Origin of the sequence: Bacillus sp. 22483, assembly GCF_052044605.1 — a bacterium.
Lineage (GTDB): Bacteria > Bacillota > Bacilli > Bacillales > Bacillaceae > Bacillus > Bacillus altitudinis.
Window position 1 is genome coordinate 74,891 of sequence record NZ_JBQENU010000009.1, and the last position, 23,710, is coordinate 98,600.

At 43.9% G+C, this 23,710-nt stretch carries 24 protein-coding genes and 1 riboswitch; of the genes, 1 reads left to right on the forward strand and 23 read right to left on the reverse strand.

Annotated elements, in window-relative coordinates; all coding sequences use genetic code 11:
* Positions 1-11: 11 nt before the first annotated feature.
* From ACTJJQ_RS14120 to ACTJJQ_RS14130, 3 genes are read right to left on the reverse strand one after another with little or no spacing between them, the layout of a single operon-like run.
* Positions 12-677 carry a 3-oxoacid CoA-transferase subunit B gene (locus ACTJJQ_RS14120; protein ID WP_017359811.1) on the reverse strand — a complete coding sequence of 222 codons (666 nt, stop codon included), beginning with the start codon at positions 675-677 and terminating at the stop codon, positions 12-14.
* On the reverse strand, positions 653-1,339 hold the full coding sequence (locus ACTJJQ_RS14125) for a CoA transferase subunit A (RefSeq protein ID WP_008344277.1): 687 nt from the start codon (positions 1,337-1,339) through the stop codon (positions 653-655). Before ACTJJQ_RS14125 ends, ACTJJQ_RS14120 begins: the two co-directional genes overlap by 25 nt.
* Positions 1,340-1,351: 12 nt before the next feature.
* Positions 1,352-2,716, reverse strand: coding sequence for an aspartate aminotransferase family protein (locus tag ACTJJQ_RS14130; protein WP_019743752.1), 1,365 nt, complete (start codon positions 2,714-2,716; stop codon positions 1,352-1,354).
* A gap of 191 nt (positions 2,717-2,907) precedes the next feature.
* Between ACTJJQ_RS14130 and ACTJJQ_RS14135 the strand changes: the two genes are divergently transcribed.
* Complete coding sequence (locus ACTJJQ_RS14135; RefSeq protein WP_440600305.1) at positions 2,908-4,566, forward strand: PucR family transcriptional regulator; 1,659 nt, start codon at positions 2,908-2,910, stop codon at positions 4,564-4,566.
* On the opposite strand, the gene ablB is transcribed toward ACTJJQ_RS14135, so the two are convergent.
* From ablB to ACTJJQ_RS14235, 20 genes are all read right to left on the reverse strand, one after another.
* The gene (gene ablB, locus ACTJJQ_RS14140; RefSeq protein WP_138278180.1) at positions 4,561-5,406 is read right to left on the reverse strand and encodes a putative beta-lysine N-acetyltransferase; all 846 of its coding nucleotides are present in this window, start codon (positions 5,404-5,406) and stop codon (positions 4,561-4,563) included. The two genes, ACTJJQ_RS14135 and ablB, sit on opposite strands and share 6 nt — an antisense overlap.
* A 372-nt stretch (positions 5,407-5,778) precedes the next feature.
* Positions 5,779-6,420 carry a hypothetical protein gene (locus ACTJJQ_RS14145; RefSeq protein WP_071167948.1) on the reverse strand — a complete coding sequence of 214 codons (642 nt, stop codon included), beginning with the start codon at positions 6,418-6,420 and terminating at the stop codon, positions 5,779-5,781.
* Positions 6,421-6,571: 151 nt separating this feature from the next.
* Positions 6,572-7,846 (reverse strand): phosphoribosylamine--glycine ligase, encoded by a 1,275-nt coding sequence (purD, locus tag ACTJJQ_RS14150; RefSeq protein WP_440600306.1) that lies wholly within the window; start codon positions 7,844-7,846, stop codon positions 6,572-6,574.
* 12 nt (positions 7,847-7,858) lie between these two features.
* Positions 7,859-9,397: a bifunctional phosphoribosylaminoimidazolecarboxamide formyltransferase/IMP cyclohydrolase gene (purH, locus tag ACTJJQ_RS14155; RefSeq protein WP_440600307.1), complete on the reverse strand. Its 1,539-nt coding sequence runs from the start codon at positions 9,395-9,397 to the stop codon at positions 7,859-7,861.
* A gap of 15 nt (positions 9,398-9,412) precedes the next feature.
* Positions 9,413-9,982 carry a phosphoribosylglycinamide formyltransferase gene (purN, locus tag ACTJJQ_RS14160; RefSeq protein WP_008344288.1) on the reverse strand — a complete coding sequence of 190 codons (570 nt, stop codon included), beginning with the start codon at positions 9,980-9,982 and terminating at the stop codon, positions 9,413-9,415.
* Positions 9,979-11,019, reverse strand: coding sequence for a phosphoribosylformylglycinamidine cyclo-ligase (purM, locus tag ACTJJQ_RS14165; protein WP_017366751.1), 1,041 nt, complete (start codon positions 11,017-11,019; stop codon positions 9,979-9,981). The genes purN and purM overlap by 4 nt, the downstream gene beginning before the upstream one ends.
* Positions 11,020-11,115: 96 nt before the next feature.
* Positions 11,116-12,546: an amidophosphoribosyltransferase gene (gene purF / locus ACTJJQ_RS14170; RefSeq protein ID WP_039168587.1), complete on the reverse strand. Its 1,431-nt coding sequence runs from the start codon at positions 12,544-12,546 to the stop codon at positions 11,116-11,118.
* A complete protein-coding gene (purL, locus tag ACTJJQ_RS14175) occupies positions 12,522-14,753 on the reverse strand; it encodes a phosphoribosylformylglycinamidine synthase subunit PurL (RefSeq protein WP_440180511.1) in 2,232 nt (743 codons plus the stop codon). The genes purF and purL overlap by 25 nt, the downstream gene beginning before the upstream one ends.
* Positions 14,737-15,420, reverse strand: coding sequence for a phosphoribosylformylglycinamidine synthase subunit PurQ (gene purQ, locus ACTJJQ_RS14180; RefSeq protein WP_008344292.1), 684 nt, complete (start codon positions 15,418-15,420; stop codon positions 14,737-14,739). The genes purL and purQ overlap by 17 nt, the downstream gene beginning before the upstream one ends.
* Entirely contained in the window at positions 15,417-15,671 is a 255-nt protein-coding gene (gene purS, locus ACTJJQ_RS14185; RefSeq protein WP_178896567.1) for a phosphoribosylformylglycinamidine synthase subunit PurS, read from the reverse strand. Before purS ends, purQ begins: the two co-directional genes overlap by 4 nt.
* Positions 15,664-16,386 (reverse strand): phosphoribosylaminoimidazolesuccinocarboxamide synthase, encoded by a 723-nt coding sequence (purC, locus tag ACTJJQ_RS14190; RefSeq protein WP_007496901.1) that lies wholly within the window; start codon positions 16,384-16,386, stop codon positions 15,664-15,666. Before purC ends, purS begins: the two co-directional genes overlap by 8 nt.
* A 72-nt stretch (positions 16,387-16,458) precedes the next feature.
* Entirely contained in the window at positions 16,459-17,754 is a 1,296-nt protein-coding gene (gene purB / locus ACTJJQ_RS14195) for an adenylosuccinate lyase (protein WP_008344295.1), read from the reverse strand.
* Complete coding sequence (gene purK / locus ACTJJQ_RS14200; RefSeq protein WP_343489681.1) at positions 17,751-18,893, reverse strand: 5-(carboxyamino)imidazole ribonucleotide synthase; 1,143 nt, start codon at positions 18,891-18,893, stop codon at positions 17,751-17,753. The genes purB and purK overlap by 4 nt, the downstream gene beginning before the upstream one ends.
* Complete coding sequence (purE, locus tag ACTJJQ_RS14205) at positions 18,886-19,374, reverse strand: 5-(carboxyamino)imidazole ribonucleotide mutase (RefSeq protein WP_017359824.1); 489 nt, start codon at positions 19,372-19,374, stop codon at positions 18,886-18,888. The genes purK and purE overlap by 8 nt, the downstream gene beginning before the upstream one ends.
* Positions 19,375-19,543: 169 nt before the next feature.
* A riboswitch (purine riboswitch) is annotated at positions 19,544-19,645 on the reverse strand.
* A gap of 79 nt (positions 19,646-19,724) precedes the next feature.
* Positions 19,725-19,925, reverse strand: a complete 201-nt coding sequence (locus ACTJJQ_RS14210; RefSeq protein WP_008344299.1) for an NETI motif-containing protein — start codon at positions 19,923-19,925, stop codon at positions 19,725-19,727.
* Positions 19,922-20,476 carry a DUF2179 domain-containing protein gene (locus ACTJJQ_RS14215; RefSeq protein WP_008344300.1) on the reverse strand — a complete coding sequence of 185 codons (555 nt, stop codon included), beginning with the start codon at positions 20,474-20,476 and terminating at the stop codon, positions 19,922-19,924. The genes ACTJJQ_RS14210 and ACTJJQ_RS14215 overlap by 4 nt, the downstream gene beginning before the upstream one ends.
* Positions 20,477-20,781: 305 nt before the next feature.
* Positions 20,782-21,579, reverse strand: a complete 798-nt coding sequence (locus ACTJJQ_RS14220) for a hypothetical protein (protein WP_050827019.1) — start codon at positions 21,577-21,579, stop codon at positions 20,782-20,784.
* 217 nt (positions 21,580-21,796) lie between these two features.
* Positions 21,797-21,979: a YezD family protein gene (locus ACTJJQ_RS14225; protein ID WP_008344304.1), complete on the reverse strand. Its 183-nt coding sequence runs from the start codon at positions 21,977-21,979 to the stop codon at positions 21,797-21,799.
* A gap of 18 nt (positions 21,980-21,997) precedes the next feature.
* On the reverse strand, positions 21,998-22,159 hold the full coding sequence (locus tag ACTJJQ_RS14230; RefSeq protein WP_008344307.1) for a hypothetical protein: 162 nt from the start codon (positions 22,157-22,159) through the stop codon (positions 21,998-22,000).
* Between the two features lie 206 nt (positions 22,160-22,365).
* The gene (locus ACTJJQ_RS14235) at positions 22,366-23,691 is read right to left on the reverse strand and encodes an NCS2 family permease (RefSeq protein WP_024719393.1); all 1,326 of its coding nucleotides are present in this window, start codon (positions 23,689-23,691) and stop codon (positions 22,366-22,368) included.
* Positions 23,692-23,710: the final 19 nt, after the last annotated feature.

The window sequence follows — 23,710 nt, forward strand, 5'->3', positions numbered from 1 at the left end:
GTTCATCCTTTCTACACAACAGATTTGACATCAGGCGCTAAAATTAATGGCGCTTCAGTCGCCCTGATGACATCTTCCGGCTGAAATGGCGGCATGACTTCACGTAAAATGAGCAGCTGAGACTTGACCTCAATGACCGCCATATCCGTAATAATCAAATCGACACACGCTTTAGCGGTTAATGGCAATGAACAAGCCGTTTTCACTTTAGATCGACCGTGTTTATCCAGATGGCTCATCACCACGACCACTTTTTTCGCTTTTTGCGCCAGCTCAATCGCTCCGCCCATACCCGGTACTCTTTTCCCCGGTACAATCCAATTGGCAAGATCCCCTTGGCTGCTTACTTCAAGTGCACCCAAAATCGTCATATCCAGCATGCCTTTTCGGATGATGCCAAAAGCAGTCGTACTGTCCATGTACGAGCCGCCCTTTGTCAACGTAATGGGAAAACCACCGGCATTGCACAAATTCGGATCTTCTTCCCCTTGCAGAGGCGAGGCTCCTGCCCCCATAATGCCGTTTTCTGCATGCAGCCACACCTCGTAATGTGAAGGAATGTAATCTGCTGCTAGGGTCGGAATGCCGATCCCAAGATTCACAATCATGCCATCTTCAATTTCTTGTGCTGCTCTTTTGGCAATGCGGTGTCTTAAATCGATGTCTCCCATGCCCATGTCCAGTTCACTCCTTTTGATTGCACGATTTGATTCACAAATACGCCTGGCGTCACGATTTCCTCTGGATCGAGCTGCCCTGCTGCCACAATTTCTTCTGCCTCCGCAATGGTCCAGTCTCCTGCCATCGCCACAATCGGGTTTGTATTCCGTGCGCTTTTATCAAAAATCAGGTTTCCCACTTCATCTGCTTTGTAGGCATTGACGATGGCAATATCCGCTGTGAGCGCAGGCTCTAACATATAATTCTTCCCATTCAGCTCAACCAATTGTTTCTCATCGAGATTCAGGCTATCCATCCCAACATCTGTCACAATGCCCGCCAGACCCATTCCGCCTGCTCTGATTTTTTCTGCAAGAATGCCCTGCGGATAAAAATGAACGTCTAATGTACCAGCTTGCATTTTCTGTCCGGCAATGGGATTTGAGCCGATATGAGAGGCAATGATTTTTTTCACTCTTCCTTCTGTGATGAGCCGGCCCACACCAATTTGCGGGAAACCTGCATCATTTCCGATCAATGTCAGATCTTGAATATTTGCTTCCAAAATGGCATCAATCAACGATGGTGGTGAACCCACGCCGCCAAATCCGCCAAACATGATGGTCATGCCATCTTTTAATCGCGTCATCACTTCATCCAAACCCACAGTTTTGTTCATGTTCGTTCCTCCTTACATAGCAGATGGGAAAAACCCTCGATTGATCACTTCTTGTTCGACTTGTGTGATGGTCTGCCCGAATAAATCAATGAGTTCATCCATTTCCTGCTGTGTGATGGAAAGCGGCGGTGCGATCATAACCGCTGCGCCTCCGACTCCATCCTCTCCAGCGCTTGCTGGATACACCAGCAGTCCATTTTGTTTTGCCGTTTCAACGACGAGATTGGTTATCTGAGCATGTGCAGGAAATGGCGTTTTGGATAAACGATCTGCGACAAACTCAATGCCAATAAGCAATCCCTTCCCTCTCACATCTCCTATGATGGAATGATTTACTTGCAGATCTTTTAAAGCATTCATCAGATATCGCCCAGAAAGATCAGCCCGGTCGGGAAGCTGATGCTTTTTCATATATCGAATGACCGCTAATGAAACGGCTGCTGAAAGCGGATTGGCACTATATGTGTGCCCTGCCATGACAGAGCCGGAGCCGCTGATAATCGGTGCCATCACACGATCCGTTGAGACAACTGCTGCGATTGGAGAATAACCTGCGCTCATTCCCTTTCCAAGAACCATGATATCTGGTACCGTGCCCCAATGTTCCATCGCAAACATTTTTCCAGTTCGTCCAAAGCCCGTCATGACTTCATCTGCGATCATTAAAATGTCGTTTTCTTCACAGACACGCTTCATCGCTTCGAAATAACCGTCTGGCGGCAGGAGCGCCGCTCCCGCTGCGCCAACAATCGGTTCGGCGATCAATGCGGCAATCCTCTCTTTTCCTATACGCTGGATGACGGTTTTAAATTCCTGGACATACCACTCGACCTGCTTGCTGTCTTCCTTTGGCAGCCATGACCTGTAGCTATAGGGCGGAGACAGCACTGGGTGCTTTTCAAGCAGTGGTTCAAAACGCTCTCTCCTTGCAATATGACCTGACATCGACAGCGCCCCTAATGTAATGCCGTGGTAACTCATCCATCTTGAGATGATATGATTTTTTTCCGTCTTCCCCTGCTCCTGCCAATGCTGTATCGCCATTTTCATAGCAGTCTCCGTTGCTTCTGAACCACTTCCTACAAAAAAAGACCAGTTCAGATCACCTGGGCAAAGTGTACTCAATTCATACGCTAGTTCTTCCGCTGGTTCATTCGTAAATTGTGACCTGTACGTAAAGCTCACCTTGTTCGCTTGCTCCGTCATCGCATCAATAATGTCTTGTATGCCATGTCCAATACTTGCCGTGACTGCCCCTGATGAGCCATCTATATATTTTTTTCCGTCCCGATCATATAAGTAAATCCCCTCTCCTCTCACAGCCACAGGATATTGCTGATTTAACATCGGTTTGATTAAGTAATCCCGGGTCTCCACTTTGTCATTCCTCCCTCTCTTGTCAGCAGCTGCACTTTTCTTTTTACATGAATCGCAAGAAAATTTTGTATACTTGGTATAAGATTAGCTTAATCAAGAGGGCAGTCATCCTCCATTCGCCATATGCCCGAATTTCACACGTGTTTTTTATACATGGTGTATAAGAGTGTTCAAAAGGAGGTCATGAGTCTATGGCGATTCTCGTCAAAGATGCACTCTCGCTCGATATGATGAAAGAAACCAAACTGCTTGCTGGAGAAAATGGACTGGATCGTCTTATCCAGTGGGTGACCATTGTGGAAATTATTGAGGACACATCTAGACTTTCCGAAGGAGAATTACTTGTTACAACTGGATTTGGGCTGACAGAAAATAAAGAAAGACGCATCCGGCTTGAAAAATTGATTCAATCTCATCGTCTTTCAGCCATTGCCATTTATAAAGGCGTGTACTTAACGGAAATTCCCGCATCACTCATTGAAGCCGCCGAAAATAGCGGTATTCCGCTCATCGAGATTCCGCCCCATGTCAATTTTTCAGACATCACAAAAGCCGTTCTAGAACAAATCGTCAGCAGTCAGCTCCATCAGCTCAAATATTCTTCCGCGATTCATCAAAGACTGACCCATTTAAATGTGAGCAATAAAAATGTCACGCAAATTACAGATGAACTGGCACATCTCACAGCGGCAAATATCGTCGTACTGGATGTGTTTTTGCACCAAACAGCAGCTCATCTCGAAACAGACGAAGTGACCTATTCTCATGCTTTTGGCTTTCTAACAGATGACGAACCGATTGAAACCTCTTCTTTGCTCAAGCAGGCAGAGGAAAAAGGCCGGCTCGTCTATGACACATATGGTGCGTTTGTTCTAGCCGCATGCCCTGTGATTGCAATGGGGGATATTTTCGGGTTCATTGTGGCGTTAAAGAAAAAAGAGACGTGGCACCATCTCGATGCCATCGCCATTGAGCATGCCGGTGCGGTGTATGCGATTGAATGGTTGAAACAAAAAGCCATTCAAGATACAGAAAACCAAATGCAGGGGCATTTATTGGATGATATGTTGCAGCAGCAATACACAGAAGAAAGCTATGTCATCGAACAAGCAAGAAAGCTGCAATATGATATGAGCGAAGAACAAGTCGTCATCTACTTTCAATTTCAGCATCAGCACACACAGCTCGATCATCAAATGGTGCAGCGCCTATCCCAATTGCTCACATCCATTTTTGAACGCAGACAAATTCCTTTTTTATTAAAGGCAAGGCTTGATTCCATTTTCGTCCTGACACCCGCAGGAAAAAACACATATCAAGAAACAAATTGGTATCGTGCATCAGAAGAATGCCGCAGTACTTGGTCTTATTTTTTCCCCGTCCATCCCATTGTGATTGGCATTGGAAGAGCCTACGACCAGATCAGTCTCTTTGCTAAAAGTGCAAAAGAAGCCCAGTATGCAGCAAGGCTTCTTCCTCTTTTGAAAACAGATGACAGCATCATTCATTATCAGAAGCTCGGCCTATATGGGATGCTGCTTGAAATGAACGAAGCCGGAATGAATTTGCATGACTTTTATGTGGAGCTGTTAAGCCCGCTGCTTTATACAAAAAAACAAGGAGCTGACCTCATTCATACACTCGAAGTGTATTTGGCACACAATGAAAATATTCAAAAGTCAGCGGGGGAATTGTTTATTCACCGGCATACGTTAAGCTACCGGTTGAAACAAATTGAAACGAGAACAGGCTGCAGCCTCAAATCCACTGATGATCGGATGAAGCTGCAGCTGAGTATCATGGCGTACCGCCTATCTGGTCTGCTTGATCAGATGAGAACCATTTCATGATTCATTTGGCGTTTTGACCCATAGATTCATATCTTCAATTTTGTCAAAAATATAGCAGTTGTTTTGAAAGCGTCCGGTGTATGTATACCCGAGCTGATAAAATACTTGATTCATTCCATAGGACAGTGCACGGGCGAGAGAATAAAAGACATAAATGTGCATGGATTGAAGCTCTTGTTCGAGGGCTAGAATCAAATGATGCATGAATCCTAGTTTTCTGTATGTGGGAAGGGTTGCACAATCTGTTAATTCTGCATGACCATACAGCACATTGATTTCAGCGGATGCGGCACTTACAAGTTGACCGTCATGTTCAACGGCATAAAAAACCGTCCCTTCCTCCATTACCTTTTGGATGTAATCTGGCTCGTTCATTGGCGTGGGGTACGTTTCAAAGACCGTATCATAGAGCGCTGCCAGCTTGTGCACATCCTCTGGACCAGCTTTCCTCATCACATACTCATCTTGCCACACGCCTTGGTCTTTTTTCATCGGCTTTTCTTGAATAGACGCAACGATTTCATCTTCCTTCAGCCAAAATGGGCTGTTCATTCGATCTTCGGTCAGAAAGAGCGACATGCCGTACGCATCACTTCCGAGGAAATAATGAGAAAACACGCCTTCAAGCCGAAAGCCTTTTGCTAAAAAAAGAGGCATATGCTCGCGCCTTACTTTTACAATAACCTTAGACGCCTTGCAGTCCGCCGCTTCCTGAAGCACGGACTGAATCACATCCTGCACCCTGCCGCTATAGTCATCCAAACGAATTCGCTCATTGAATGGATCCATACAGATCAAAGCAGAAAAACGCTCGTTTGCAAGTTTCTTCAATTGCACCATACACTCATTCCCCTCTTAGCTAATGAAAAACTTCCAAATTAAAAATGAAGAAATAGCAATGCCAGAAAAAATGGATAGGATCATATAACTAATGGCTGAAGCTTTTTTCATTTTATTGTGTTTAATGGCAAATAACATAATGTTATTTATGTTTATGAGAAATAAAATGATCATGAATATTGCAAAGAGAATAATTGCCTTAAATTCCATGTTGCCTCCTCGTGAATGGGTCATCCAATAACACTTCTCCAAATTCGGGCTATATCCCTTCTAATCATCAAAAGAAGAAAAAACACCTTGCCATCTCGTCAGATAGAAAGGTGTTTTGATTAAACCAATTTTCTCGAAAATTCCAGAAAATAATTTCTATAATTAACGATGTTTAGTACCACTATTATTCCAATATTTGTAATGATTTGAAGATTTAGAAACTGAGAAACTACCAGTTACTGTTACCCCTTTTACTGCTGCAGAACCACTTCCACTTATTGATACATTAGTGGTTCCATTATTATAGAAGTCTCCATTTACATACCACCAAATAGCAGTTGGAGAAGTTATTTTTGCTTTAACTTTACCAGCAAAATGTTTTGAACCAAGGCTAGAATATCTGTCTAAGTCTATATCTTCAATATATTTAAATTGTACAAATGATCCACTCGCATATGTCCAAGCATAAATTTGAACTTTAGGTTGATATAAAAAACCTACATCCTGAACAATTGTCATTTTATGCATACTGTATTTTGTTGCAGCTGTACTAAATTGTTTCTTTGATAAATTTGTAGAAGATTTTTGAACTTCTTTCTTAGAGATACCCCTTGATTTGGATACTTCCTTAACATATTGATCATATGAAATTTTTTCAATTTTGGTATTTCCTGTTTTACCTAAATTATGGACCTTATTAAGATTGATAGAACCAAATTCTTTAGCAGAAGTTGGTGCAGGAATAGCAAAAGCTGAGCTTACTAATACGAGAACTAGAAGAACTGATGAAATCACTTTTTTCATTATTATACCTCCCTTTGTAATATATTAAATTTATAACATTAAAATGAAAATAAAAAGGTTTTTTTATACATTTAAAGTAATTTTAAGGTTTATCTGTGAGTTTTATAATATAAAAAAAGACCCACTCACATAGTGAGAGAGTCCAGTATAATCATGTAGTTTTCCCCGCTGCCTTCAGCGCACGGGCGCCAATGTCACGGCGATAAAATAAACCTGGCTGAATGATTTCTTCAACCGCTTCATACACTCTTGATCTTGCCGCTTCAAATGTGTCGTCAAATGCGGTCACATTTGCTACACGGCCGCCATTTGTGACGAATTGATCGTTTTCCTTTTTTGTTCCTGCGTGGAAGGTGACGACATCAGAGACCGTTGTTTGCAAAGCACCGATTGGTGTGCCTTTTGCGTAGTCTTCCGGGTATCCTTCTGATGCAAGAACGACACTGACAGCGGCTGTGTCTTTCCACTGCAAGTCCACATCTTTTCCATCTAGAATGTCTAGGAAGACTTGGACTAGATCTGATTCAAGGCGAGGGAGCACTACTTGCGTTTCAGGGTCGCCAAAGCGTGCATTGAACTCAATGACTTTTGAGCCTTCTGGTGTCAGCATTAAGCCTGCATATAAAATGCCTGTAAACGAACGCTCTTCCTGCACCATCGCGTGAGCTGCTGGTTTGACGACGTCTTCCACCGCTTTTTGTACGACTTCATCAGAAATTTGTGGAACCGGTGAATAAGCGCCCATCCCGCCGGTGTTTGGTCCTTTGTCATCTTCAAATGCCCGTTTATGATCCTGTGCGATCACCATCGGATACACCTTTTCTCCATTGACAAAGGCCATCAGAGAAAACTCTTCACCTGTTAAAAATTCTTCAATGACAACCGATGCACTCGCATCGCCAAACTTTTCATCCTCTAAAAAGTCATGAAGGCAGTTGATCGCCTCTTCAAGCGTCATTGCCACTGTCACGCCTTTTCCTGCGGCAAGCCCATCTGCTTTAATGACAATTGGGGCACCCTTTTCTTCCACATATGCCTTCGCTTCTTCAAACGATGTAAAAGTGGCGTAAGCGGCTGTCGGGATCTCATAATTTTTCATTAAGTCTTTTGCAAATTCTTTTGAGCCTTCAATGACTGCGGCTTTTGCATTCGGTCCAAATACCTTGAGTCCTGCTTCTTCAAATGCATCGACGACACCTGCAATTAAAGGAACCTCTGGACCGACAATTGTTAAACCGATGTTATTGTCTTTTGCAAAACGAATTAACGCCTCATGATCGCCCTCGTCGATTGGGACAAGCTTCGCAGCGTCTGTCATTCCATCATTGCCGGGTGCGACAAATACTTGGCTGACAAGTTCGCTTTGATTCACTTTCCATGCGATGGTATGCTCTCTTCCACCTCTGCCGATAATTAATACGTTCACACTGTCATCCCCTTAATGTTTGAAATGTCTAACGCCAGTGAAGACCATGGCGATGCCGTATTCATCTGCTTTTTGGATTGATTCTTCATCACGAATGGAACCACCTGGCTGGATGATCGCTGTGACGCCTGCCTTTGCAGCAGCTTCCACTGTATCGCCCATTGGGAAGAACGCATCAGATCCTAGTGCGCTTCCTTTCGCTTTTTCACCTGCTTGCTCAATCGCAATGTTAGCCGAGCCAACACGGTTCATTTGACCAGCACCAATACCTGCTGTCATTTGATCCTTCGCTAGAACGATGGCATTTGATTTCACATGCTTGACGACTTTCCAAGCGAGCTTTAAGTCTTTCCATTCGTCTTCAGTCGGCTCTCTTTTCGTTGGGATAGAGATCGTTGCTTCCTCTAAGCCGTATGTGTCGATATCCTGAACGAGCAATCCACCATGAACACTTGTCAGCTGCTTTTCTTTTTTCCCAAGATCTGCTTCTACATCTAATGTTAGTAGACGAAGGTTCTTTTTCGCTGTTAACACGTCAAGTGCTTCTTGGCTGAACGATGGTGCGATGACGATTTCTAAGAAAATCGTATGGAGCACCTCAGCCGTTTGTTTGTCTACTTCACGATTAAGCGCCACAATGCCGCCGAAAATAGATGTTTCATCTGCTTTAAATGCACGATCAAATGCTTCTGCAATCGTTTCCCCTGTCCCAACACCACATGGGTTCATATGCTTTACAGCCACAGCCGCTGGCACCGTAAATTCACGTACAATTTGAAGAGCAGCATCTGCATCTTTGATGTTGTTGTAGGAAAGTTCTTTTCCATGTAATTGCGTTGCAGTAGCTAAAGAGCCTTTGCTTGGAAGCGCATTTTCATAGAACGTCGCCGCTTGGTGCGGGTTTTCTCCATAACGAAGAGATTGCTTTTTCTCAAATGTGACTGTGAACTGTTCTGGCTCTGTTTCGCCAACAAAGTTCGTTAAGTAATCCGCAATCAGGGCATCGTAAGCAGCTGTATGACGGAATACTTTTGCTGCAAGCTCACGTTTTTTCTCTAGTGAGACGCCGCCTTCTTTGATTTGTTGAACGACAGAATCATAATCACGCGGGTCTACAATCACAGTGACGTCCTGATGGTTTTTAGAAGCAGCACGAAGCATACCCGGTCCGCCAATATCAATGTTTTCAATCGCTTCTTCATACGTGACATCGTCTTTGGAAATGGTCTCTTTGAATGGATATAGATTCACAACGACAAGATCAATTGGCTGAATGCCGTGCTTTTCGATCTGTGCCATATGCTCATCGTTTTCTCTCACTGCTAACAGTCCACCGTGAATGTTCGGATGAAGCGTTTTGAGTCGTCCGTCCATGATTTCTGGGAAGCCAGTCACTTCAGAAATACCAATGACATCAATGCCGTTCTCTTGAAGAAGTTTGTGTGTACCACCAGTTGAAATCACTTCAACTCCAAGTTCTGTTAGTTCTTTCACAAAAGGTACAAGATTTGTTTTATCGGAAACACTGATTAATGCGCGTTTGATCGTCATGCCTTTGTCACCTCATTAAGATAATTCTAAAAGTGATTTGATCACTTTTGGATATAGTGTATGTTCTAATTCATGCATTCTTTTTTCAATGGATTCAAGGTCTTCCCCTTGTTCAATATGAATGGCTGCTTGATCAATAATCGGGCCGGTATCCATGCCTTCGTCGACATAATGAACCGTGATGCCAGCTACTTTGACTCCTGCTTGATAGGCTTGTCCAATCGCATCGAGTCCAGGAAATGCTGGCAGTAAAGAAGGGTGGATATTCACGATTTTCCCTCTAAATGCGTCAAGTAATGTCGGACCGATCAGTCGCATATACCCAGCGAGGAAAATCCATTCCACTTCATGCAGCTTCAGCTGTTCAATGATGGTTTGCTCAAAAGCGGCTTTACTCGGGAAAGCCTTCGGCGTAAAAGAAAAGGACGGAATGCCCTCTTTCTCTGCCCGCTCCAGCACCTTCGCACCCGGTTTATCACAGATCACAATGGCGGCTTTTGCCGGCCACTGTTCTTCTTTTAACGTATCAATAATGGCTTGAAAATTTGTCCCGCTTCCAGAGGCGAAGATCGCAAACTTTTTCATGAGAGGCTTCCACCACCGAAAGTGACGCCTTCTCCTTTTTGAACTCGTCCGATAAGGAAGGCTTTCTCTCCGTCTTGTTCAAGTCCGCTGATCACATCGACGAGATCATCCTCTTTGACGGCTAGGACAAAGCCGATACCCATATTAAATACATTGAACATCTCTTCTGCTTTTAATTGCCCTTTTTCTTGAATAAAGGAGAAAATAGGCGGGACCGGCCATGAGCCATTATCAATCTCAACACCAAGCCCTTCAGGCAGCATACGTGGTAAATTCTCAATAAAGCCACCGCCTGTCACATGTGCCATACCGTCAACCTTGCCAGCTTTCACTTGTTTAAGAACAGGCTTGACATAAATCTTCGTCGGTTCGAGCAGCTCTTCTCCAAGCGGTCTTGTAAAAGGTTCATATGTTTGGTGAAGGTCTAGTCCTGCGTCTTCCAGCAATACTTTTCGTACAAGAGAATAGCCATTGCTATGAATTCCGCTAGAGCTGAGTCCAATCAGCAAATGACCTTCCTTGATGTTCTCTCCTGTGACGATTTCATCCTTTTCAACGACACCTACAGAAAATCCAGCAATATCATATTCTTCTTCTGTGTAAAGACCCGGCATTTCTGCTGTCTCTCCGCCGACAAGCGCTGAACCAGACTGCTCGCATCCGTCAGCTACACCTTTGACGATGGATTCAATTTTCAAAGGATCTGCTTTTCCAACTGCTAAGTAATCTAAGAAAAAGAGCGGCTCTGCCCCTTGTGCAAGCACATCGTTCACACACATAGCAACAGCATCTACACCGATCGTATCGTGTTGATCCATTAAAAATGCTAGCTTTAATTTCGTACCAACACCGTCTGTTCCTGAGACAAGAACGGGCTTTTTGTATGGCAGTTCAGATAAATCAAACATACCGCCAAATCCGCCTAGAGCCCCCATTACACCTGCTCTTTTTGTACGTTCTACGTGTGTTTTCATTCGTTTAACAGCTTCGTATCCTGCTTCGATGTCGACACCGGCGTTTTTATATGCTTCTGACATCCCATTCACTCCTTTTATCTGCTTGTCTTTCATGTATTTTCGGCAGAATGAAAGAGCAGCATATCAAATCACGTTGACTGCTGCTCCATTATTCGATTATTTCGTCAGGACTGTTTCCTTCACATGAGGAAGGACAGTATCTTCATAAATTTCGGTCGGGTATTTTCCAGTAAAGCATGCTAAACACTGACCACGCTGCGGATCATCATATTTTCTGCCAATCCCGTCCATTAAACCGTCTACAGATAAAAATGCAATGGTGTCTGCACCGATTTCCTGTCTAATTTCTTCCACTGAATGAGATGATGCAATCAGCTCTTCGTGTGTAGACGTATCAATTCCATAAAAACACGGATGAGCGATTGGCGGTGAACTAATGCGTACATGCACTTCCGTCGCTCCCGCTTCTCTTAGCATCGTCACAATCCGGCGGCTTGTGGTTCCGCGTACGATGGAATCATCCACCATGACGACACGTTTGCCTTCGACCACCCCGCGCACAGCAGACAGCTTCATGCGCACGCCCTGCTCACGCAATGCTTGAGACGGCTGAATAAATGTCCGGCCAACATAACGGTTTTTAATTAAACCTAGCTCATATGGAATACCTGTTGCTTCGGCATAGCCAATCGCTGCAGAAATACTGGAGTCTGGCACACCTGTCACGACATCTGCTTCGACATGTGCTTCTTCTGCAAGCTTCTTACCAAGATTCTTTCTCGCACTATGCACGTTGATGCCATTGATATTGCTGTCCGGTCTTGAGAAATAAATGTATTCCATGCTGCACATGCTGCGGTTAATGTTCATCGAGAAACGCTCAGATTTTAAGCCGTCATCATTAATGATCAGCATTTCGCCAGGCTCTACATCTCGTAAATAGGTAGCACCGACGACATCAAATGCACATGTTTCAGAAGCGACAACATAAGCATCCCCAAGCATACCAAGTGAAAGTGGGCGTAATCCGTTCGGATCAAGCGCTACGATCATTTCTGTTTCCGTCATGATTAGGAAAGCATAAGCTCCTTTTAACATAGACAGAGCATTTTTGATTTGATCCTTCAAATCCATATATCCGCTACGCTTAATTAAGTGAGCGAGCACTTCGGTATCAGAAGACGTTTGAAAAATACTTCCTTGGTTCTCTAGCTGCTGTTTTAATTGCGTTGCATTGACCAAGTTTCCATTATGAGCAAGGGCAAGACTGCCATTGTTTTGCGAGCGGAAGAAGAGGGGCTGCACATTCTCAAAGCCGCCTCCGCCTGCTGTCGCATACCGAACGTGTCCGATCGCACCTTTTCCCTTTAAATCCTTAAGCTCACCATTTTGGAACACTTCCGTAATCAGTCCAAGGCCTTTGTGTGACGTCAAGTTTTCACCGTCTGTTGCAATAATTCCCGCACCTTCTTGTCCTCGGTGCTGAAGGCTATGCAATCCGTAATATGTGATTTGCGGGGCTTCTTCGTGTCCCCAAACCCCAAAGACGCCACATTCTTCGTTTAAGCCTCTGATTTCAGCAAGCATGGGATCGCTCCTTTCCATGCGCGTTCAAGCTCGTTGACTGCCGCATGAATCCATTGTTGTCCTTCTTGATTTTTGACAGTGAATACACCATCATTTGTGACCGTTCCGACTTCTTTTGCATCTTGCACAGCCGCAGCAAACGCTTCGCGATTTTCTGGTTTCACTGTGACGACAAAACGTGACTGTGATTCACTGAATAGTGATGCAGCGCTGTTTAGATCGAGCTGGATATCAGCGCCAAGACCATCTGTTCCAAATGTACTTTCAGCTAGTGCTACACCAAGACCGCCTTCAGACACATCATGTGCTGACTGAACAAGTCCGTTTTGAATTGCTGCTAATAGGGCTTCTTGACGCGCCAGTTCTACATCCAAATCAATTTCTGGTGCTTTTCCGTAGATACGGCCTTCTGTCATTTTTTGAAGCTCACTGCCTGCGAATTCTTCCTTCGTTTCACCAATGACGAAAATCACATCGCCTGCCTGTTGGAACGATTGAGTCGTAATATGAGCTGTATCTTCAATCAAACCAACCATGCCAATAACTGGCGTTGGGTAAATGGCTGTACCATTTGACTCGTTATATAAAGAGACGTTCCCACCGATTACTGGTGTGCTTAGCGTGCGGCATGCTTCGCTAATCCCGTCAGCAGACTTTTCAATTTGCCAGAAAATTTCTGGTTTCTCTGGGTTACCGAAGTTTAGATTATCTGTCACTGCTAGCGGACGAGCGCCTGAGCAGACAATGTTACGTGCTGCTTCTGCAACGGCGATTTTCCCGCCGACTTCTGGATCAAGGTAGAGATAGCGCGCGTTACAATCTGTAGTCATCGCTAGGGCTTTTTTCGTTCCGCGGATTCTTAAAACGCCAGCATCAGAGCCCGGTGCAACGACGGTATTTGTCCGAACCATGTAGTCATACTGATCATAGACCCATTCTTTACTTGCAATCGTTGGCTGCTGAAGGAGCTGCTTTAATGTCTGTGCAGCATCTGTGATCGCTGGAGCTTCCACTTTCGTTTCTAAAAACTCACGATAGTATGCAGGCTCACTTGACGGCTTATGATAAACCGGTGCTTCTTCTGCAAGAGCATCAACAGGAAGCTCACACACCACTTCTCCTTGATGGAGTAAACGAAGCATTTTATCGTCTGTCACATGACCGACTGATACCGCTTCAAGATCGTATTTTTCGAAAATATCAATGATTTCTTGCTCACGGCCTTTTTCAATGACTAGAAGCATTCTCTCTTGTGATTCAGACAGCATCATTTCGTATGCGGACATGCCTGTTTCACGCTGCGGAATGAGGTCTAAATTCATCTCAATCCCAGAACCTGCTTTACTCGCCATTTCTGCACTTGAGCTTGTTAAGCCAGCCGCTCCCATATCTTGAATTCCAACGAGCGCATCGTTTTTGATGACTTCAAGGCACGCTTCAAGCAAAAGTTTTTCCATGAATGGATCACCGACTTGAACCGCTGAACGTTTTTCTTCTGATTCATCAGAAAATTCTTCAGACGCAAATGTTGCACCGTGAATACCGTCACGTCCCGTTTTAGCACCAACATACATTACCGTGTTGCCGACACCTTTTGCCTGCCCTTTTTTGATGTCCTCATGATTGATTAATCCAACACACATCGCATTCACGAGCGGATTACCTTCATAGCTTTGATCAAAATGAACTTCTCCGCCGACTGTAGGAATTCCAATACAGTTTCCATAGCCTGCGATCCCTGCCACTACTTCTTCAAACAAGTACTTCACGCGCGGTGAAGTCAGTTCACCAAAACGAAGAGAGTTTAGTACAGCAATTGGACGCGCACCCATGGAAAATACATCACGGATAATTCCGCCGACACCTGTTGCCGCTCCTTGATACGGTTCAATTGCAGATGGATGGTTATGTGATTCGATTTTAAATACAACCGCTTGGTTGTCTCCAATATCAACGATTCCAGCGCCTTCCCCAGGACCTTGAAGAACATGCTCTCCTTTTGTCGGGAATTTGCTTAAAACAGGCTTTGAGTTTTTATAACTGCAATGCTCTGACCACATGACAGAAAAGATACCCGTTTCTGTGTAGTTTGGCAGCCTGCCAATAATGGATTCGATTAAAGCGAATTCTTCATCACTCAATCCCATTTGCTGATACAATTTCTCTTCTTTAATTTGCTTGTGACTTGGTTCAAGCAGTAGTGACATGAGTGTCCCTCCAATTTTTCACGATAGATTGAAACAATTTAAGTCCGTCTGCGCTGCCTAGTAATGAGTCAACCGCGCGCTCAGGGTGCGGCATCATGCCGAGTACATTGCCCTGTTCATTCGTTACACCTGCAATTCGATTGACACTGCCGTTAATATCGTCACCGTAAGTGAAAGCGATTTGGCCTCGTTCAATCAGCTTCGCTAACGTGTCTTCGTCACAGTAGAAGTTACCTTCACCGTGTGCTACAGGAATCGTAATCGATTCACCTTTTTGATAACCGCTTGTAAATTGCGTTTCGTTGTTCTCTACAATGAGTTCAACTGGACGACAGATAAATTTTAGATCTTTATTTCGTCTCATTGCGCCTGGCAGAATGCCAAGCTCTTGAAGAATTTGGAACCCGTTACAAACACCAAGAACAGGTTTTCCTTCCGCAGCTGCTTTTTTCACAGCCGGCATGATGTTAGAAAAACGAGCAATCGCACCGCATCTTAAGTAATCCCCATAAGAGAAACCGCCTGGTACGAGTACACCGTCAAAACCATCAAGACTCGTTTCGTCGTGCCATACATATTCAACTTGTTCACCTAACTCATCTTGAATCGCATGGTACATATCGATATCACAGTTAGAGCCAGGCAAGACGATCACTGCAAACTTCACTGTGCGACAACCTCCTCCACCTCATAGCGGTAATCTTCAATCACCGTATTGGCAAGCAATTTTTCACACATTTCTTTGATCACTGTATCTAAGTCACGTTCTGATTTCTCAATGACTAGCTCCATATATTTCCCGATACGGACATCCTTTACTTCCTGATAAGACATGCTGTGCAAAGCGTGCTGCACGGCACTTCCTTGTGGATCAAGAACGCTCTCTTTTAAGCTGACAAAAATTTTCACTTTATACATGTTTATGGCCTCCAAGTCTTTTGAAAATTTCTTCGTATGCATTTGTTAAGCCGCCCAGGTTTCGTCTGAACACGTCTTTATCAAGCTTTTCGTTTGTGTCTTTGTCCCAAAGCCTGCACGTATCAGGTGAAATCTCATCAGCTAGCAAAATACGATTCTCGTGATCTATTCCGAATTCAAGCTTGAAATCAATTAAATTCACATGGCAATCTGAGAAGATTTGCTTCAATTCTTCATTCACTTGTCTTGTGATTTGTTTCATTTCCTCGACCTGCTCAGGTGTCGCTGCATGTAAAATGCGAATATGATCTTCTGTAATGAGCGGATCGCCGAGTGCATCATCTTTGTAGTAAAACTCGATCAAAGGTGTGTCCAGTTTCGTTCCCTCTGGAATCCCAAGACGCTTTGACATACTGCCTGCCACTACGTTTCGCACAACGACTTCAAGCGGTACAATGTCTACCTTTTGAATGAGCTGTTCTGTTTCAGATAGGCGTTTCACAAAGTGATTGTTGATCCCTTTCTCATGTAGCATTTGAAAAATCAAGCTAGAAATTTCGTTATTCAGTCTGCCTTTGCCTTCAATTTCCGCTTTCTTTTCACCGTTAAATGCTGTAGCTGAGTCTTTATATTCGACATATAAAATGTGCTCGTCATCGGTCTGATAGATTCTTTTCGCTTTGCCTTCGTAGAGAAGTTCTTGTTTCACAGTCATTCAGATTGGCCTCCTAATTTGAATGTTGGCAATTTTCAGGATTAGGCGCCCGACTAGCAGGCGGCCCATTTCTTACGCAAGACCTAGACGTTCGAAAATCATATCGACATTTTTCAAGTGATAGTTGTAATCGAAGCAGTCAGCGATTTGTTCAGGTGTTAAGCGTGAAGTGATTTTCTCTTCTGCTTCTACTAATGAACGGAATGGTACTTGTTTCTCCCAAGCTTCCATCGCCTTTGGCTGAACCGTGTCATATGCTTCTTCACGTGCCATGCCTGTATCAATAAGTGCAAGCAGAACACGCTGAGAATAGATCAAGCCAAGTGTGCGGTCCATGTTGCGTTTCATATTCTCAGGGAACACCGTCAAATTCTTCACAATGTTAGAGAAACGGTTCAGCATATAGTTCAGTGCAATCGTTGCATCTGGTAAAATGATGCGTTCAGCAGATGAGTGAGAAATATCACGCTCATGCCAAAGCGGTACATTTTCATAAGCAGTCAGCATATAACCACGGATGACACGGGCAATCCCCGTCATATTTTCAGAACCGATCGGGTTTCGTTTATGAGGCATCGCTGATGATCCTTTTTGTCCTTTTGCAAAGAACTCTTCTACTTCACGCGTTTCACTCTTTTGAAGACCACGAATTTCAACAGCAAATTTCTCAATGCTTGTTGCGACGAGTGCAAGAGTAGCCATGTAATCGGCATGACGGTCACGCTGCAAGGTTTGGGTTGAAATTGGTGCAGCTTTGATGCCAAGTTTCTCACATACATATTGCTCAACAAACGGGTCGATGTTCGCATATGTGCCAACAGCACCAGAGATTTTGCCGTATTCGATGCCGGCTTTAGCTTGTTTAAAACGTTCTAAGTTACGCTTCATTTCCTCGTACCAAAGAGCAAGCTTCAAGCCAAATGTTGTCGGTTCAGCGTGTACACCGTGTGTACGGCCCATCATGACGGTATATTTGTGCTCTTTTGCTTTTTCTTTTAGTATGTCAACAAATCTCTCAATGTCCTTGAGCAAAATATCGTTCGCCTGTTTTAATAGATATGAAAGCGCCGTATCCACTACGTCTGTAGATGTTAGCCCGTAATGAACCCACTTTCTTTCTTCTCCTAGAGATTCAGATACAGCACGCGTAAAGGCAACCACGTCGTGGCGCGTGTCTTGTTCAATCTCCAAAATACGTCCAATATCAAAGCTTGCATTCTTGCGCATTGTCACAACGTCTTCTTTCGGAATGATGCCAAGTTCTGCCCAAGCTTCACAAGCGAGAATTTCTACTTCAAGCCATGCATTAAATTTGTTTTCCTCTGTCCAGATTGCTGACATTTCTGGTCGTGCGTAACGTTCGATCATTTCCCGTTTCCTCCATCTCTTTCAGTCCATATCTTTGTGATGTTTGCCATCCATTCATCATCAAGCTGTTTCATAAATGTCATATGCCCCATTTTGCGGCCGGCTTTTACTTCATGTTTGCCATATAGATAAAGTTTCGCTTCCTTTAAAAGCTCAGGATGTTCTTTTGGGATGTCCACTTCATCGCCCAGTAAGTTCACCATCATACCCTCTGATAAAAGAGCTGTTCCGCCAAGCGGCAAACCACATATGGCGCGAATGTGCTGTTCAAACTGACTCGTCTCACATAAATCCAATGTGTAATGTCCAGAGTTATGCGGGCGCGGTGCCAGTTCATTGACGAGCAGCTTCCCTTCATTTGTCAGGAACAGTTCAACAGCAAGCGTACCGACCAGCCCTAGCTTTTCAGCAAGCGTTGTTGCCAGCTCTTTTGCTTTCTCCTGAATGCTGCCATCTACCCGTGCAGGCACGATGCTTTGGAATAAAATATTGTGCTTATGAATGTTCTCAGCGACTGGGAATGTCGCAATTTCCCCCTGAACAGACCGCGTCACAATCACGGACAGTTCCATTTGGAAAGGAACCCAGCTTTCTAAAATGCACGTTCCATGCGTGAGAAGTGCAGCCGCTTCATGAAGCTGATCCTTCTCTTTGATGACGAACTGTCCTTTACCGTCGTAACCGCCTCTGCATGTTTTCAGCACAGCTGGTAAACCAAGCGCACTTACTGCATCTTTCAGCTCCTTCTCATCATGAACGATGCGATAAGGGGCGACTTCACAGCCTGCATCTACAATCCCTTTTTTCTCCGTTTCACGGTTTTGGGTTAAAAGAAGGAGTTCGCTTCCTTGCGGTAAATACGCCTCTTCCTTCAGCTGATTGAGTGCATCATAATCAATATTTTCAAATTCATATGTGACCACATCGCTGATGTCCGCCAGCTGCCTGATCGCTTCAAGGTCACTGTATGCGGCTGTAATTTCTGTATCAGCAACCTGTCCACAAGGAGAAAGTGTGACAGGGTCAAGGACTGCTGCCCGGTAGCCCATTTGCTTTGCACTGACGGCCATGTATCTGCCAAGCTGTCCGCCGCCGATGATACCAATGGTTGCGTTTGGAAAAATGGTCTGCTTAGCCAAGCTGATCACTGCTTTCTAATACAGTTTGTTTTGTTTGCTCTCTTCTTTCTTCAAGGCGTGCTGCAACGGCTTCATCGAATGCTGAAATCATTTGTGCAGCTAGAAGCCCTGCATTTGTTGCACCGGCTTTGCCAATTGCCACTGTAGCAACAGGTACACCGCCTGGCATTTGAACGATGGATAATAAGGAATCCAGCCCGTTTAATGCTTTTGATTGTACGGGCACACCAATGACCGGCAGTGTCGTTTTTGCTGCGACCATCCCCGGTAAATGTGCTGCGCCTCCAGCACCGGCAATAATGACCTTGAGTCCTTTACCTCTTGCTTCAGTCGCATATTCAAACATCAAATCAGGTGTCCGATGTGCAGATACAACCTGTTTTTCATACGGAATGTTCAATTCCTCTAAGATATCGCACGCATGTTTCATTGTTTCCCAATCAGATGTACTTCCCATGATGACACCTACAAGCGGCTTCATTTTGTCCCCACCTTTAAGCTATTATTCGATTTTGTATCGTTTGACACGCTTCCCAAACCTAAGTAGCTTGTCAAACGCCGAACAAAAAGGCCCGGTTTGTATTGCATTGTTAGGAAGCAACACAAACCGGGCCATGGTAAGCGCTGTTCGCTTTTAAAACGCCATGTCAGTTTTGTTCACTATCCTGCATAGTCCAGTCATTTACGGTAACTGGGTAGAAACTTATGGGCCATATTCCCAAGATTATATGAGGCTCGTGTTTTGATTTCATGTTTATCTTAACAACGGATGTTCATGATGTCAACGGATTTATCGAACAATCTATGAAGTCGTCGTTTTAATGTTCGGATTTAGAGTATTTTTCCCTCAAATACGATTTTTTTCCCAATCGGAATGATCTGAATCGACCCATTTTCCTTCTTTTCCTGAAAGATGGGCTCCTCCATTCGTCGGACAGGTGAGTATCCTTCCTCCGCCATCTGGGACAACACTTGATCAATCGTCATGTTGTCTTCCACGTAGAATTTCTTTTTCTTTGGTTTTGCGGTCATTCTTTAATTCTCCTTTTCTTCACAGCCTTCACCCAGAAGCCGCCATGAATCGTTTTGGGCTCATACGAAATGATAAACGCCTTTGAATCAAGCGTTTTAATCGTTTCATATAATTGCAGTTCATATTTTCTCGGTGTTAAAATTTGCATCGCTGACCGGTCTCCTTCAAGACCTCCTACTACCCAGTTGGTGACGCCATATCCTTTTTCTCTCAATTGTTTTGGGAGATCTAGATCGATTTCTTTTGTAATCACGTTCACAGTAATGTAGCCAAGTGCCAGCTTCTCTTCAATTTTCATCCCGACAATGATTCCAATTCCATAACCTAGCGCATACGCAATGACATTTTGTACTTGATCTAAGTTATCTAATACGATACTCAAACCAATGACATAAATCAGCATCTCGACAGTACCAGCAAAAGCGGCTGCGTACCTTCTGCCTTTCATTGTTAAAATTAAACGCATAGTGGAAAAAGAGACATAAACAATGTTAATCACTAAAATAATCAAAACCATGGTGAACGCATTGGATAAAAGTTGTTGAAGCACGATTCGAACCCCCTGCACTAAAAATCAAATAAAGCACCCCATATTCTACTAGAGAACAAACCTTGATACAATCAAATTTGCGCGAGAAAAACACATATATCTTTCGACAACAAGGGGTGGTCTTTGTTACCAAGAGTTTACCCGTTTTTTCCTCTTCTCAACATGAAAAACCTCCTTTTTCAAAAGGAGGCTTTAGATGGTTGATAAAGGGCTAAAATATACTTTATTTTAACCCTTTGTCTTCTTTTCAGCGTGATAGAAAACCTTTGAATTTTAAAAAGACCGAGTACACACTGAAACGTATTCTATCCAAACCGAACTGGAACAAGTGATGGGATCAAATACTCTCCGACAATGCCCCATAAAAGGGCAATGATGACGAGCTCAATCAACAAAAAGACCCAGCCGGCATACATCAAGTCTCCCCGTACAACATCTTGCTCTGATTGAATGGAGCGGAAGAGCACAATGGCAATCAGCTGAAGACCAAAAAACATCATGACGGATAAAATCACCGTTACATATGGAATATTCAGCATGGCAAATACAAGCCAAAGGATAGATAAAACCAAAACCGGCACAAGCACGGCACCGAACTTCATGATCACTTCTTTCAGCGATATGTTTCCTTTCAGCATGTACTTACCGAGCACCCAAACCGTCAGCATCATCAGTGTCAACAAAATGAGTGTAAAGACCGCTACCTTTAAAAAGGCGTCACCAAAAGAATAATGAATACCAAAACCTAATAAACGGGTCTTTGACGCCTTTAATTGAACGTAGTTGCCTAAAGCAAAAAACACACTGAATAACACAATTGAAATCCAGGCGTACTTCATGCGTAAAGTGTCCGCTTGATGGATCGCACGACTCGGTGATTTTAACATTGCGAGCCCATACGAGCCGTAGCGCTTAAACGCACCTCCAACACCTCTTGCGATGCGCTGAATGGCTGAACCCTCTTCATCAGCTGGCTTAGCCGTTCTTCCTCGTTTTGCAGCACTGCGGCTGAGGCGGGACTGCCTTGTTTCTTGATCTATTGATGGCTCTTCGTTTTCGTTTTTCGTTTCAGATGTGACCTGCTCTTGATCTTTCTCTAACATCCCATATCAACTCCTATCTCAGACAATCCGCACAGGCTCAAGTGACCTGTCCGAATGACTCCTATTAAAGTAGCGGAGTCTCTCTATTCAGTCAAGATTCCTTGACGTTCATACGAATAGACGGATAAAAGAATGAAGAGGTTTTAAATGGAGAGAAAATAAGACAAAACAAAAAAGCTGATGACTGGATCAGCTTTTCATCATCTTTCATCACTTTTCATGAACGATAGCGCCCCTGCTTTGCTTTCTGAATCCGAAGATTCTCCTGGTGTGCCGGGAAACGAGTCTTTTCTGTCGTATCGACTTGTGTAATTTGTCCATTATGAATGGTGATCACCACCGACCCGTATTCAATCCCTTTTAAGGCAGATAAAATAAAATTCAGCTTTTGTTCATCCATCGCTCATCCCCCATCCCACTAATTTTGCTTGCGCTCTTTTAAATAGAGAACCTCATTTTCCAGCTCATGAATCGTATAGTGCATGAGCGCTTCATGTTTTTCTTCATGCCCCCATAAAAGGAGCTGCTCAATCAATACCTGCTTTTTCCGCTCAATCACCTGCCTAAGCCAGCGTGACAAGTCATCCCCTCCCGTTATGATGAATGCAAGAAAAAAGGCACTCTGAACCCTTCTATAGAAAAAAGGAAATCAAAGCGCCTTTGGTGATCCAATCAGCGAATTATGTCTTTTTATCATAAACACATAATTCCTATAAGTCAACTATGTTTTTAAAATTTCCCTACAAAAAACAGCAGCCTCCATGAGCTGCTGTTTCAGACAAACGATTAATGATTTAAGAAAGCAAAATATAGAATAAAGATGACAAACAGGCCGTACATAATTGGATGCACTTCTTTTGCTTTTCCTTTAAAGATCATGGTGATCGGGTAGAAAATGAAACCAATTGCAATCCCTGTCGCAATACTATATGTCAGTGGCATCATAATCATGGTTAAGAAAGCCGGTACCGCAATTTCAAAACGATCCCATGCGATCTTCGCAAGAGGTGCTACCATCAGTGCACCGACAATGATTAAAGCAGGTGCCGTTACATTTGATGTCACGACAGATAATAGTGGCGAGAAGAACATCGCAAGTAAGAAGAAAATACCTGTCACGACGGCTGCAAACCCAGAGCGGGCACCCGCAGCAACACCTGAACTAGATTCAACATAAGACGTCGTCGTTGATGTACCAAGAACAGAACCGACGACGATAGAAGAAGAATCCGCCAGAAGCGCTCTTCCTGCACGCGGCAGCTCATTATTTTTCATTAAACCAGCTTGTGTCGCCACAGCCACAAGTGTACCAGCTGTATCAAAGAACCCAACGAATAGGAACGTTAAAATGACCACAAGCATTTGAATGGAGAAGATGTCTGGTAAGTGAATCAAAGCTTGACCAAAGGTTGGAGACAAACTTGGAATGCTTCCGATAATTTGAGATGGAACTGGCACAAGACCAAAGATCATTCCAGCAATGGCTGTCACAAGCATCCCAATGAAGACACCTGCATTCACTCGAAGAACCATTAAAATGACAGTCACAACGATTCCAAATACCGTCAACAATACAGGACCACTATGAATGTTTCCAATCGAAACGAGCGTATTATCGTTATTGGCAATAATGCCAGAGCCTTGAAGCCCTACAAATGTAATGAACAAACCAATCCCTGCACCAACCGCCAGCTTCAGCTCAGATGGAATGGCATTAATGATTTTTTCACGGAAACCTGTTAAAGAAAGAGCAACGAAAATCAATCCTGAAACAAACACACCGGAAAGTGCTGCCTGCCATGAGATTCCCATACCAAGAACCACTGAGAAAGCGAAGAACGCATTCAGTCCCATACCTGGTGCAATTGCAATCGGGTACCTGGCGATCAATCCCATCAGGAAACAACCTGCCGCAGAAGCTAACGCTGTAGCTGTAAAGACAGCCCCCTGATCAATTCGTAATTTATCTGGAAAATCCGGTACTGCTACTAAAGCAAGTGTGATCGGATTGACAAACAAGATGTAAGCCATCGACAAAAATGTCGTTAAACCGCCGATGATCTCTCTGCGATAATTCGTACCTAACTCATCAAACTGAAAAAACTGTTTCAAAGCCAACTGACTCCCTTCA

What these genes read in the sequence shown, in the direction of transcription:
- ACTJJQ_RS14220 (WP_050827019.1), bottom strand. Translation starts at nt 21,579, where the DNA reads ATGTTAGAGAAAGATCAAGAGCAGGTCACATCTGAAACGAAAAACGAA.
- purS (WP_178896567.1), bottom strand. Translation starts at nt 15,671, where the DNA reads ATGTATAAAGTGAAAATTTTTGTCAGCTTAAAAGAGAGCGTTCTTGAT.
- purL (WP_440180511.1), bottom strand. Translation starts at nt 14,753, where the DNA reads ATGTCACTACTGCTTGAACCAAGTCACAAGCAAATTAAAGAAGAGAAA.
- ACTJJQ_RS14135 (WP_440600305.1), top strand. Translation starts at nt 2,908, where the DNA reads ATGGCGATTCTCGTCAAAGATGCACTCTCGCTCGATATGATGAAAGAA.
- purH (WP_440600307.1), bottom strand. Translation starts at nt 9,397, where the DNA reads ATGACGATCAAACGCGCATTAATCAGTGTTTCCGATAAAACAAATCTT.
- ablB (WP_138278180.1), bottom strand. Translation starts at nt 5,406, where the DNA reads ATGGTGCAATTGAAGAAACTTGCAAACGAGCGTTTTTCTGCTTTGATC.
- purM (WP_017366751.1), bottom strand. Translation starts at nt 11,019, where the DNA reads ATGTCAGAAGCATATAAAAACGCCGGTGTCGACATCGAAGCAGGATAC.
- ACTJJQ_RS14125 (WP_008344277.1), bottom strand. Translation starts at nt 1,339, where the DNA reads ATGAACAAAACTGTGGGTTTGGATGAAGTGATGACGCGATTAAAAGAT.
- ACTJJQ_RS14210 (WP_008344299.1), bottom strand. Translation starts at nt 19,925, where the DNA reads ATGACCGCAAAACCAAAGAAAAAGAAATTCTACGTGGAAGACAACATG.
- ACTJJQ_RS14225 (WP_008344304.1), bottom strand. Translation starts at nt 21,979, where the DNA reads ATGGATGAACAAAAGCTGAATTTTATTTTATCTGCCTTAAAAGGGATT.
- ACTJJQ_RS14120 (WP_017359811.1), bottom strand. Translation starts at nt 677, where the DNA reads ATGGGCATGGGAGACATCGATTTAAGACACCGCATTGCCAAAAGAGCA.
- purE (WP_017359824.1), bottom strand. Translation starts at nt 19,374, where the DNA reads ATGAAGCCGCTTGTAGGTGTCATCATGGGAAGTACATCTGATTGGGAA.
- purB (WP_008344295.1), bottom strand. Translation starts at nt 17,754, where the DNA reads ATGATCGAACGTTACGCACGACCAGAAATGTCAGCAATCTGGACAGAG.
- ACTJJQ_RS14145 (WP_071167948.1), bottom strand. Translation starts at nt 6,420, where the DNA reads ATGAAAAAAGTGATTTCATCAGTTCTTCTAGTTCTCGTATTAGTAAGC.
- purC (WP_007496901.1), bottom strand. Translation starts at nt 16,386, where the DNA reads ATGACTGTGAAACAAGAACTTCTCTACGAAGGCAAAGCGAAAAGAATC.
- purF (WP_039168587.1), bottom strand. Translation starts at nt 12,546, where the DNA reads ATGCTTGCTGAAATCAGAGGCTTAAACGAAGAATGTGGCGTCTTTGGG.
- purN (WP_008344288.1), bottom strand. Translation starts at nt 9,982, where the DNA reads ATGAAAAAGTTTGCGATCTTCGCCTCTGGAAGCGGGACAAATTTTCAA.